Annotated in this window: 10 protein-coding genes and 1 pseudogene; 8 read left to right on the top strand and 3 right to left on the bottom strand. The window is 68.1% G+C overall.

Going from position 1 to position 11,633, the window contains the following annotated elements; all coding sequences use genetic code 11:
- The coding region (locus tag D472_RS0105200; RefSeq protein WP_017603447.1) for a galactokinase family protein at positions 1–938 on the bottom strand (938 nt) is incomplete at its 3' end.
- A gap of 148 nt (positions 939–1,086) precedes the next feature.
- Between D472_RS0105200 and D472_RS0105205 the strand changes: the two genes are divergently transcribed.
- The 5 genes from D472_RS0105205 to D472_RS0105225 all read left to right on the top strand — a co-directional run bounded on the left by D472_RS0105205 (position 1,087) and on the right by D472_RS0105225 (position 6,647).
- Entirely contained in the window at positions 1,087–2,199 is a 1,113-nt protein-coding gene (locus D472_RS0105205; protein ID WP_017603448.1) for a YihY/virulence factor BrkB family protein, read from the top strand.
- A gap of 158 nt (positions 2,200–2,357) precedes the next feature.
- The gene (locus tag D472_RS0105210) at positions 2,358–3,530 is read left to right on the top strand and encodes a glutamate--cysteine ligase (protein WP_017603449.1); all 1,173 of its coding nucleotides are present in this window, start codon (positions 2,358–2,360) and stop codon (positions 3,528–3,530) included.
- 28 nt (positions 3,531–3,558) lie between these two features.
- Positions 3,559–4,794: an amidohydrolase gene (locus tag D472_RS0105215; RefSeq protein WP_017603450.1), complete on the top strand. Its 1,236-nt coding sequence runs from the start codon at positions 3,559–3,561 to the stop codon at positions 4,792–4,794.
- 108 nt (positions 4,795–4,902) lie between these two features.
- Positions 4,903–6,000, top strand: coding sequence for an adenosine deaminase (locus D472_RS0105220; protein WP_017603451.1), 1,098 nt, complete (start codon positions 4,903–4,905; stop codon positions 5,998–6,000).
- A complete protein-coding gene (locus D472_RS0105225; protein WP_017603452.1) occupies positions 6,000–6,647 on the top strand; it encodes a PH domain-containing protein in 648 nt (215 codons plus the stop codon). The genes D472_RS0105220 and D472_RS0105225 overlap by 1 nt, the downstream gene beginning before the upstream one ends.
- Positions 6,648–7,149: 502 nt before the next feature.
- Here D472_RS0105225 and D472_RS0105230 read toward each other — a convergent pair.
- Positions 7,150–7,968, bottom strand: a complete 819-nt coding sequence (locus D472_RS0105230; protein WP_017603453.1) for a purine-nucleoside phosphorylase — start codon at positions 7,966–7,968, stop codon at positions 7,150–7,152.
- 366 nt (positions 7,969–8,334) lie between these two features.
- On the opposite strand from D472_RS0105230, the gene D472_RS0105235 reads away from it, so the two are divergent.
- From D472_RS0105235 to D472_RS0105245, 3 genes are all read left to right on the top strand, one after another.
- Entirely contained in the window at positions 8,335–9,717 is a 1,383-nt protein-coding gene (locus tag D472_RS0105235) for an NAD(P)H-quinone dehydrogenase (protein ID WP_017603454.1), read from the top strand.
- 99 nt (positions 9,718–9,816) lie between these two features.
- A complete protein-coding gene (locus D472_RS0105240) occupies positions 9,817–10,149 on the top strand; it encodes a TFIIB-type zinc ribbon-containing protein (protein ID WP_083903387.1) in 333 nt (110 codons plus the stop codon).
- 7 nt (positions 10,150–10,156) lie between these two features.
- Positions 10,157–10,810 (top strand): AAA family ATPase, encoded by a 654-nt coding sequence (locus D472_RS0105245; protein WP_017603456.1) that lies wholly within the window; start codon positions 10,157–10,159, stop codon positions 10,808–10,810.
- Between the two features lie 98 nt (positions 10,811–10,908).
- On the opposite strand, the pseudogene D472_RS0105250 reads toward D472_RS0105245, so the two are convergent.
- A pseudogene (locus tag D472_RS0105250) lies at positions 10,909–11,633 on the bottom strand (chemotaxis protein CheA); the annotation flags it as partial.

The following is an 11,633-nucleotide window of genomic DNA, read 5'->3' on the forward strand; positions in this document are numbered from 1 at the left end:
GAGGCGGACAGGATGGGACCGACATCGCCGAACCGGCCCTCACGCAGCAACCCGACCGCCGCGTTGAGTCGATGCCTCTCGGTGACGGCGTACTCCACCCGGTCGCGCAACACGGGATTCTGTAGGCCGCGCAGGGCCGCCGGTAGGTCCTGGATCGCTCGAAGCGGCCCCAACGACTCCTGGGCCCGGGTGAGCTGGGCGGTACGGGCCGGACGCGGATCACGTCGGGGAAGGGCACCGGTCTCCATGACGACCAGACGCAGGTCGGCCGCTGCCAGGTCGAAGGGGAACAGGGCGAGTCGACCGCTGCCCTGATTCACCCGCACCACCTGTCCGGCCCGTGCGAGCAGGCACACCTTGTGGGCCACGGGCGGCTCGGTGGGCAGGCCGTTGGACGGGTCGGCCTCTGCCAGTTCGGTCAGGGCCAGGGTCACGGCGGCGCCCAACGCGGCGGAGTGCCCCAGGGAAGCGTGTGCGGGCAGGTCCGCGTCGAACACCACCCGCACCCCTTGAGAGGGTCTCAGCAGGCCCCGGGCACGAGCGGCGGTCACCACCGAGGTCACTTCGACGACCGCGCGATGTCGGTCGCCCAGGGGGCCGCTGGGCCTCGCCAGACGGACACGTCCATCCTCGGAGGTGTCGACGGCGGCCGTGACCCCCCAGGGCAGGGCGACGAACAGGGCGGGACCACCGATGGCCGCGGTGTGCTCACCCATCAGCGCCAGTCGTCCCGGCGCGCGCCACACTCCTGCGGGCCCGGAGCCGAACCGCTTCGTGAACTCGGCCGCCAGCGTGTCCGTTCCGGGGGCGACCTCGGGCCACTCGCCCAACGGGCCCGGATGGCCCACCCCCAACACCGCGCGCAACCGTGCCCCGGTGATACCCACGTTCCGCCCCCGTTCCCTCGCACCGGCGTGTGCGAATTCGTGCGAATCCACGGTTCCAGTCTGCCGTGGGCTCGATCTCCCCTGGCGTGGGGGTTTTCCCCTCCTCAACGGGCAGGGCTAGGTTGACGCTGGACGACGGGCGTCCTGGCGTTCGGACGCCGAGCGGAAGTGACGGCGACCCACGATGGCGGGGAGGACCATGGCCGAGGTGTTGGAACGGGTCAAGGGCATGGCTCGGCGCTACCAGAACCTGGCGATGGACTCCTACTGGGACCTACGGCGTCGTCGCCCGTTCGTGGACCACCTGGTACGCGCCTACGAGCGCTACGCGGACCGCAACGGCACCCGGTTGGCTGGTGCGGTCACCTACTTCGCCTTCCTGTCCTTCTTCCCGTTGTTGGCCTTGGCCTTCGCCGTCGTGGGTTTCCTCGCGGCGCGTGAGGTCGAGCTCACCGCGTACCTGGAGCAGGCTCTGGACGAGGTGCTGCCGGGGCTGTCGCGGCAACTGCCGATGGAACAGATCGCGGACGCCCGGGTGGGCGCGAGTGTGATCGGTGCCCTGGGTCTGTTGTACGCGGGTTCGAACGCGGTGTCCGCGTTGCGGGAGGCGTTGCACGCGATCTGGCTGAGGGACCTCGGCCAGGGACCGAACTTCGTGCTTCGCAAGCTGGGCGACCTGTTGGTCATGGTGGGACTCGGCATCGCGTTGCTGTTCACGGTGGCGTTCACCAGTGTCATGCAGACCGCCACGGTCCAACTGTTGTCGCTGGTGGGGCTGGACGGGTCCTTGGTGGCCAACCTGTCCTTGCGTGCCTTGGCGGTGGTGATCGCGATCGGCGTGAACATGCTCCTGTTCCTGCTGGTGTTCACGCTGCTGTCGGGGGAGGGGCGACCGACCCGCGCGACGTGGTTGGGCGCTTCGTTGGGCGCGGTGGGGTTCGAGGCGCTCAAGACCCTGGCCGCGACCCTGCTCGCGGGCACCCTCACCAACCCGGTCTATGCCTCCTTCGCGGTCCTGGTCGGAGTGCTGGTCTGGATCAACCTGGTGATGCGTCTGGTGATGTTCAGCGCGGCGTGGACGGCGACCTGGTTGCCGGTGTCACCCCCGTACACGGGCTCGCTGCCGCTGCCCGAGGAACTCGGTATGGACTGGACACGCCCGCTCCCGGTGTCGCGCCCTGACGCACGTGAGTCGGCGCGGCGCCGGTCGGCCCAGCGGGTGCTCGCCGTGGGTCTGTCACTGGTGGGGGCGGTGGCCGCGGCGGGAGGTGTGGCTTCGGTGCTACGACGTGGTGAGGAAAAGGGCCAATAGCGCGAAAAGTCCTATTTGGTGAATTCCCGTATTTATTGGGCCTCTGGTCCGTATGCGCGACGTGTACGGCGGGTAGTCCTCTCGTGTCCCGGTGGGTCGGTTCGCCGGGCCGAGTGGGCGGGTCGGCCGAGTGGCCGTCCACACCTTGCGGAGGGCAGATGGGAATCGCATTCGAGGCGTCCGAGCGCGCGACCTTGGGAGTGGAGTGGGAACTCCAACTCGTCGACCGGGACAGCCGTCACCTGAGACAGGAAGCGGGACGGCTCCTCGCGGAACTGCCGGACCTCAGTAGCCAAACGGAGGCCCCGCCACTTCGCCACGAACTCATGCAGTCACAGGTGGAGGTGGTGACCGGGATCTGTGAAACGGTGGAGGAGGCCAAACGCGACCTCGCCGGAAACATCGCTCGGATGCGGGGGGTGCTCGAACCCCGCGGCACCGTTCTGACCTGTTCGGGGACCCATCCGATGGACCACTGGCGGGAGCAGCGGCTCAGCCCGGGCGAGCGGTACGGCGAGTTGGTGGAGCAGATGCAGTGGCTCGCCCGACGCATCCTGACCTGTGGGGTCCACGTCCACGTCGGAGTTCGTGGTCAGGCGAAAGCCATTCCGATCGTGAACGCGCTTGCGAAGTACATGCCGCATTTTCTGGCTTTGAGTGCTTCATCCCCATTTTGGGGCGGATACGACACCGGACTCGCTTCCACACGGTCCGTTGTCTTCGGCTCGCTCCCCACCGCCGGGCCACCGCCGAACCTCCCCGGCTGGTCCGCTTTCGAGGAATACCTCGAAACCCTTCTCAGGGCGGGTACCATCGCCTCTATCAAGGAAGTGTGGTGGGACATCCGTCCGCACCCGGATTTCGGCACCATAGAGATCCGGATGTTCGACGGGATTCCCACCCTGCGCGAGGTGGGAATGGCCGCCGCTCTCTCACAGAGTCTGGTGGAGCTGTTCGATCACCAGCTCGACCGCGGGTACAGCTTGCCCAGCCCGCCGTCCTGGGTGGTGAAGGACAACAAGTGGCGGGCCACCCGCTACGGGCTCGACGCTCGCGTCATCACGGACGCACACGGAACCACGGTTCCGCTCCGTGATGACCTCTATGAGCTGGTCCGCGAGTTGACACCGGTCGCCGCCCGCCTGGGCTGCGCGGAGGACCTGGACCTGATCTCCGAGATCTTGGACAAGGGCGCCTCCTACGAACGCCAACGTGCGATCGTCTCCCAGGGAGGAACGCTCCAGGACGTCGTGGACCTGCTCTCCGCCGAGTTCGCGGCGGATCCCGCCTGCGCGACGGTCGGCGTCGGTGACGGAGCCGGTGTGCGATAACGACGTGTGAAGTAGAGGGGACCCTCCTATGCGGGGACGTGACCTGCCGGAACAGTTGACGGCTTTTCTGGCTCGCCATGAACGGGAGCTCACGGGCTTCCGCCGGGACCTGCACATGCACCCGGAGCTCGCCTTCGCCGAGCACCGCACCACGGGCCGCATCGCCGAACGCCTTCGCGCCGTGGGACTGCTGCCCAAGGAACTCCCTCAAGGCACCGGCCTGATCTGCGACGTCGGGGAGGGTCCGGGCCCCCTCGTAGCCCTGCGCGCGGACATCGACGCGCTCCCCCTCGTCGACGAGAAGGACGTCCCCTACCGCTCCACCGTGCCGGGCGCCGCGCACGCCTGCGGGCACGACGTGCACACCACGGTCCTGCTGGCGACGGGAATCTTCCTCGCCCAGCAGGCTCGCGCGGGCGCGCTCCCCGGCCGGGTACGGCTCTTGTTCCAGCCCGCCGAGGAACTCCCCGGTGGGGCGGTGGAGGTGATCGAAGCCGGCGCGATGGAAGGAGTGGAGCGGGTCTTCGCCCTGCACTGCGACCCCCGGCTCGTGCTCGGCAAGGTGGGGCTGCGTACCGGCGGAATCACGGCGGCCTGTGACCAGCTCATGGTCCGCCTGTCCGGTCCCGGCGGCCACACCGCTCGTCCCCACCTGACCTCCGACCTGGTCTACGCGCTCGGCAAGGTCGTCACCGAACTGCCGGCGGCGCTTTCTCGACGCATCGACCCCCGAGCCGGGTTCAGCCTGGTCTGGGGACGCATCAGCGCCGGTTCGGCTCCCAACGTGATCCCCGACGACGCCGTGGCCGAGGCCACGGTGCGCTGCCTGGACGACGAGGCCTGGCACCAGGCCCCCGACGTCATCAAGGGACTGGTGGAGTCCGTCGCCGGTGCCTACGGTGCCGAGGCCGAGGTCACCTACCGTCGCGGGGTACCGCCCACCATCAACGAGTCCACCAGCGTCGACATCATGCGCGAGGCCGTCACCCTGGCCTTGGGCGTCGAGGCCGCGTCGTCCACGCCACAGAGCCTGGGCGGAGAGGACTTCGCCTGGTACCTGGAGCACGCCCCCGGCGCACTGGCTCGACTGGGCACCCACTCCCCGGACTGGGAGGGGCCCATGCTCGACCTGCACCGGGGCACCTTCGACGTGGACGAACGTGCCATCGGCGTGGGAACCCGCTTCATGGTCACCACGGCGCTCACCGCGCTGTGGGACATCACTCGCCAGGGCGCTCGACTGGACCGTGAGGCCCTGGCCTGACCTGGGAAGTGTTCGTTCGGGGCCTTTGATCGGTGCGCTTCTGCCGGATTTTCGGCAACTTCGGGACACCGTGTCGGGGTGCTCATGGCTCGATGGCATCCTGAGGGGATGAAGCAGCCACTGACTGTCGAACAGATCCGACGTGCGCCCAAGGTGCTCCTACACGACCACCTCGACGGAGGACTCCGTCCGGCCACGGTGGTCGAACTGGCCCGCGAGGTGGGCTACACCGGTCTTCCGACCTATGACCCGGGGGAACTGGGTCGCTGGTTCCGGGACGCCTCCGACTCCGGTTCGCTGGAGCGGTACCTGGAGACCTTCGCCCACACCACGGCGGTCATGCAGACACGGGAGGCCCTGGTACGGGTCGCCGCCGAGGCCGCCGAGGACCTGGCCGCCGACGGTGTCGTCTACGCCGAACAGCGTTACGCGCCCGAGCAGCACTTGGAGGGCGGACTCAGCCTGGAAGAGGTCGTCGAGGCCGTCCAGGAAGGTCTGGAACTGGGACGAAAGCGGGCGGCCGAGGCCGGTCGGAGCATCCGTACCGGGCAGTTGGTGACCGCCATGCGGCACGCGGCGCGTTCTTCGGAGATCGCCGAACTGGCCGTGCGTTATCGCGACTTCGGGGTCTTCGGCTTCGACATCGCGGGCGCGGAGGCGGGCAACCCGCCCACCCGCCACCTGGACGCCTTCGAGTACCTGCGACGGGAGAACTTCCACTTCACCATCCACGCCGGTGAGGCGTTCGGGCTCCCCTCCATCTGGGAGGCCCTCCAGTGGTGTGGATGCGACCGCCTGGGCCACGGTGTGCGCATCATCGACGACATCACCCTGGAGGAGGGCCGGGCGCCTCGGCTGGGTCGTCTCGCGCAGTACGTGCGTGACAAGCGTGTGCCGCTGGAGATGTGTCCCAGTTCCAACGTCCAGACGGGGGCCGCCGAGTCCATCGCCGAGCACCCGATCGGGCTCCTGCGGGATCTGCGTTTCCGGGTCACGGTCAACACCGACAACCGTCTCCAGAGCGGGGTCACCCTGTCGGAGGAGTTCGCCAAGCTGAGCGAGGCGTTCGACTACGACTGGGACGATCTGCAGTGGTTCACGGTCAACGCGATGAAGTCGGCCTTCCTACCCTTCGACGAGCGTCTGGCGCTGATCAACGGCATCATCAAGCCCGGATTCGCACAGCTCAAGTGGGCGACGGATTGATGACCGGGGACAGAGACGGCGCCCGGGGCACCAACGTCACCCACGCGTCGACGAGTTCCAGGGTGATGGCCATCGCGTGGATCGTCGTCGCGGCCCTACTCCTGCTGGACCTGGTGATGCGGGGCACGGACCGGATGGCCTGGATCGCCGGCTCGGTGCTGTTGCTGACCATCGCCGGGGTCTACCTGCTCTGGCTGCGGCCCCGGGTGGTCTCCACACCACGCGGAATCCGGATGGTCAACCCGCTGCGTGAGACCTTCGTTCCCTGGTCGGCCGTGGTGTGGGTGGACGTATTGGACGTTCTGCGCGTGCACACCCCGGAGGGGACGTTCCGTTCCTGGCCGTTGCGAGAGACCAAGCGGGCCAAGGTGCGGGAGAACCTGCGTAAGGACTCGGGCTACCTGGATCCCGGTGAGGACGATGACCCCACGAAGATGCGCCCGGTGGAGCTGATCGCTCGTGATCTGCGTCAGGACGCCGAACGGTACAAGGCACGTCCGCTGAGTGGTCCCATCAAGGAGATCGACGAGGAAGGACCGGCCGCGCTGGGCGTCGAGGATCGGCCACAGACGATGATCCCCTTGGAGGTCATCGTGGTGGCCGTGGCGGCGACGGTGCAGTTCCTCGCGGTCCTATTGTTGACCTGATCCCCCAAGAGCCCGCCTCTGCCCACGCTGGGCCCGGCCTTCGCGTATCGCGCGAAGGCCGGGCCCGATTTTTTCGGCCATGGAGTTGACGCGACCGCCGAAATTCTGGTTAGGTTAGGCATGCCTAAGGGAAGTCTTCCGAGTGGGCGGGCTCCGCGCGGATGGCCATCCACTGGACCTTCCCCATGGGTACGCGCGCGGTTCAATCGAATAACGGGAAGAAAACAGGTGTGCGCGCCGCGAGTCCAACAGGGTCTGCGGGGACCTCGCGCGGCGGCACACCGGGGGAACCTTTCACCCCGGCCGCCTCCACGCCCGGTGCCGTCCACTCCATGGCCTCGGGGTGTACGCTCGCCACGCCGGTATCGGACACGTCGAGACCGGTCGGGGGTTCCCTGATCGTCGTGAACGTGTAAGGACCCGTTGAGTTCGTCTCGAACTCGACGGGTCCTTCGCGTACGTTCCGCTCTCCGCACCGGCCGGGGAGACCGGGCCGGCGGGATCAAGCGGCGGTGAGCACCCGGTTGAGCAGCTCTCCGAGCCTGCGGGCACGTCGGGTGACGATCTCCAGGGCCCTGTCCTCCTCGAAGGGCTCGAACATGGTCGCCACCGCGTCATTGCTGATCATGGCCAGCCCCAACACCTCGGCGCCCATCTCCACGGCGGCGATGGTCTCCATGGGGATCGACCGTCCCACCACGTCCGCACCCACCTGCCGCAGCATCTTGAGTTCGGTCGGGGTCTGCAATTGGGGTCCGGGCGTCGTCACGTACACACCCTCGGCCAGTGAGGCGTCCACCTGACGGGTGATCTCGCGCAGACGCGGGCTGTAGGCCTCACCCAGGTCCACGAAGCCGGGGCCCACCAGGGGTGACCGCGAGGTCAGGTTGACGTGGTCGCGCAGGATCACCGGCTGGCCGGGAGAGAAGTCGGTGCGCAGGGACCCGGCCGAGCCGGTGAGCAGGGCGATCCGTGCACCCGCTGCGATACCGGTGCGCACGGCGTGCGTGACGACCATCGGGTCGTGCCCTTCGTACATGTGCACACGGCCCATGAAGACCACGACGCGCTTCTCGCCTACCCACATGCTGCGAACACGACCGCTGTGGCCTTCGGCGGTGGGCTCCACGAACCCGGTGAGCTCCACCGCGTCGAACTCGATGTCCGACGCGCCCAGGGTGTCGGCCGCTCCGGTCCAACCGGACCCGAGCACCACCAAGGCGTCGAAACTGTCGGCACCCGTACGGAACAACAATTCCTCGGCCGTCGACTCCGCCAGTGCCTTGGCCTCGTCGGTCGTCCGCAGCTCTGATCCACTCACACGTGGGATGCTACCTTTCGGTCACCTCATAATCGCACAGCGCAACGCTCGGTGGTGATGCGAACCGGCCGGCCGCCCACCCCTCCAGGTGCCCCATGGCCGGGCCAGGGCGAACGGCAGGGGCATGAGGTGTGGACTCCGAGACCGCCCATACATGGTGTTCATCGCGTCCGGGCAGGTCGCACGGGGCGAACCGGAGGGCTCGCCCGTGCCCGAGAGGAAACGGGCGGAGCGCCTGAGATTTTCGGCGGTGAGGATGACCGACAATGGGGATAAGCGATTAAACCAGGTGGTGCTCCGTCGTGCCCGAAATCGCCCGGATCGGGAACGGGCATGACGCATCACCCGCAGAGGGAGTGAAGCAGCGTGACGAAGGTCGTGATCATCGGTGGCGGTCCCGGGGGCTACGAGGCGGCTCTGGTCGCAGCGCAGCTCGGTGCGGACGTGACGGTGGTGGAACGCGACGGTATCGGCGGCGCCTGCGTCCTCACCGACTGCGTTCCCTCCAAGAGCCTCATCGCCACCTCGACCCGCACGAGCTACGTACGTGAGTCCTCGATGCTGGGCATCCACATCCCCGAGGCCGAGGCCGACGAGCCCGCCGTCGAGGTCGACGTCCATCAGGTCAACGGGCGGATCAAACGCCTGGCTCAGGCCCAATCCGACGACACCCGCGCTCGCCTGATCAAGGAGGGCGTGGAGGTCGTCGCCGGTGAGGCCCGCCTGGTCGACCCGCGCATCGTGGCCGTCGACGACCGCCGGATCCGTGCGGACGTCGTTCTGCTGGCCACGGGTGCCCACCCCCGTGAACTGCCCACCGCCAAGCCCGACGGCGAGCGTATCCTCACCTGGCGCCACCTCTACGACCTCAAGGAACTTCCGGCCGAGCTCATCGTGGTCGGTTCCGGTGTCACCGGTGCCGAGTTCGCCGGCGCTTATCAGGCCTTGGGGTCCAACGTCACCCTGGTCTCCTCCCGCAAGCTGGTCATGCCCACCCAGGACTCCGACGCGGCCGAGGTTCTGGAAGGGGTCTTCGCCCGTCGCGGCATGACCGTGCTCAGTCAGACCCGCGCAGAATCGGTGGTGCGCACCGAGGACGGGGTCCGCGTCACCCTCTCCGACGGCCGTACCGTCGACGGCAGCCACTGTCTGATGACCGTCGGTATGCTCCCCAACACCGAGGGACTGGGCTTGGAGGAGGCCGGGGTTCGCCTCGGTGACGGTGGTTTCGTCGAGGTCGACCGAGTCTCCCGCACCACCGTTCCCGGGGTCTACGCCGCCGGTGACTGCACCGGTGTGAACATGCTGGCCTCGGTGGCGGCCATGCAGGGACGCATCGCCATGTGGCACGCATTGGGCGAGGCCGTGGCCCCACTCCAGCTGTCCACCGTCGCCTCCACCGTGTTCACCCACCCCGAACTGGCCGCGGTCGGTGTCAGCGAGGACGACATCCGCAGCGGGCGCGTGGACGGTCGGGTCGTCACCCTGCCGCTCAACACCAATCCGCGCGCCAAGATGAACGAGGTCAAGGAAGGCTTCGTCAAGCTCATCTGCCGCCAGCACACCGGTATCGTCCTGGGCGGCGTCATCGTCGGTCCGCGCGCCAGCGAACTCATCCTCGGGGTGTCGATCGCGGTGCAGCAGCGTTTGACCGTGGACGACATCGCGCACACCTTCTCGGTGTACCCGTCGTTGTCGGGCAGCGTGACCGAGGCGGCCCGTTCCCTCATGCTCGCCTCACCCGAGTAACCACGAAACCCGCCCGCCGTGTGAATCGGTGTAGGGCACACGGCGGGTTCCGGGCGGGACCTTAACCGGCCTTGACCTCGATGAGCGTACTTTGCCCAGGTGATCTGCCCGAAATGCCAAAGCCAGATGCGCACCTTCGACCGCCAAGGCGTCCACATCGAACGCTGTGACGGCTGTCAAGGCATCTTCCTCGATCGGGGCGAGCTGGAGCGTATCGTCACCGCCGAACAACGCCACTACGGGATGGCGCCCCCGGACCCGAACATGCCACCACCCCCCGACCCCTATGCCCCGGGAGCCGGCTACGGCGTTCGCCCCGACTCCCCGCGCGGGTACCGGCCGGACTCCCCGGGCGTCTACCAGGGTTACCGCGACTCACCGCGCCCCTATCGTCGCCGTCGCAAGAGCTTTTTGGAACAGCTCTTCGACTGAGTCGACCATGCACCCTCTCATCTGTGGGCACTGCGGAGAATGGGATCCCGAACCCGACACGGGCGCGGGCCCGAACCTGCTGCGTTGTGCCTCTTGCGGGCTCACCCGCCCCTACTTGCGCCTGCCCCTGCTATGCGTGGCCGGGCCCAGCGGCACCGGGAAGTCCACGGTGGCGCGCGCCCTGCCGGTCGCTCTGAGGGAGCGCTTCGTAGTGCTCGAACAGGACCTTCTGTGGGTGGGCGGCCTACGCGACCCCGCCGCCGACCACCGTCTGTTCCGCTCCACTTGGCTGCGCACCGCCGCCATGGTGCAACAGAACGGTCGACCGGTCGTGCTCTGCGGGACGGTGGCCCCTCCGGAACTGGAGCACTTGCCCGAGCGCGCCCTGTTCGACGGGGTGCACTACCTGGTGCTCACCTGTGCCCCGGAGGTCCTCACCCGACGGCTGCGCGCCCGCCCGGCCTGGCGGGGCTGGGACGAGGAACGCATCGACGAGACCCTGGAGTACCAGGAGTGGTTGGTGGCCGAGGCCGACCGGCTCGAAGCCCCCCTGACCTTGCTGGACACCACCGGGTCGCCCCCTTCGGACACCGTCGAGGCCGTGTGCCGATGGGTCCTGGAGCGTGCGGGAGGAGCCACCTCGACCTCTTCCATGGGCTGAGACCGCTTCTGGCCCGAGACCGGACCCTTGCTCCGGCGCACGCGAAGGCCGCGGGGAACGAACCGTTCGTTCCCCGGGGCCTTGTCGCTCACCAGTGGTCAGAAGTCGAAGCCGCCGAAGTCCCCGAAGTCGCCTCCGCCATCGAAGTCGCCGCCGGCGTCCTCCATGCCCGGGTCTCCCATACCGGCGCCCATCATTCCGGCACCCATCATCGAGCCCATCATGGAGCCCATCATCATGCCGGTGAACATGCCCATCATCATGTTCATGCCGAAGTAGCCGCCCGCGTAGGGCGAGTAGGCCGGGCCCGCGTCGTAGTAGGGTCGACGGTCACCGTCGACCTCCACCATGCGCACGTCCGGCTGACCACCGGTGCGCACCGCCTGGGCGCACGCCGGGCAGGCGGTGACCGACCGGGGCGTACCACCGGGCGGCGCCCAGGTCACGTCCTCGCTGGACGGGCCGTGCTGTGGATTGAAGAAGCAGGGGCCGCGCCGCTCCGGCACCGGGTCCCCGTTCATCCGGGCACGGGTGGCCGTCATGTAGTACCGGCCGTCCTCCAGGGCACTGGTGACCATCCTGATCTGTTCCGGCTCCTGGATGGTGTCCAGTAGTGACTTGGCCTGGTCGTAGGAGTCCATGGCCCGCGAGTAGTCGCTCCGGGTCGCATCGTCCACCTTGGACAGGTCGATCTCCAAGCGGGCGACGTCCTCACCGAGGCGTACGACGTCCTCGGTGGCCATCTGCTTGATCTCTTGGAGTTGCTTGGCCTTCTCCGCCTCGCGTTTCTTGCGGCTGTTGTAGACGTACCAGCCGCCGGCCG

The sequence above is a fragment of the Nocardiopsis alkaliphila YIM 80379 genome, assembly GCF_000341005.1.
Classification (GTDB): Bacteria; Actinomycetota; Actinomycetes; order Streptosporangiales; family Streptosporangiaceae; genus Nocardiopsis; species Nocardiopsis alkaliphila.

Coding starts and splice junctions, on each gene's coding strand:
- D472_RS0105245 (WP_017603456.1), top strand. CDS start 10,157: ATGCACCCTCTCATCTGTGGGCACTGCGGAGAATGGGATCCCGAACCC.
- D472_RS0105225 (WP_017603452.1), top strand. CDS start 6,000: ATGACCGGGGACAGAGACGGCGCCCGGGGCACCAACGTCACCCACGCG.
- D472_RS0105205 (WP_017603448.1), top strand. CDS start 1,087: ATGGCCGAGGTGTTGGAACGGGTCAAGGGCATGGCTCGGCGCTACCAG.
- D472_RS0105215 (WP_017603450.1), top strand. CDS start 3,559: ATGCGGGGACGTGACCTGCCGGAACAGTTGACGGCTTTTCTGGCTCGC.
- D472_RS0105210 (WP_017603449.1), top strand. CDS start 2,358: ATGGGAATCGCATTCGAGGCGTCCGAGCGCGCGACCTTGGGAGTGGAG.
- D472_RS0105220 (WP_017603451.1), top strand. CDS start 4,903: ATGAAGCAGCCACTGACTGTCGAACAGATCCGACGTGCGCCCAAGGTG.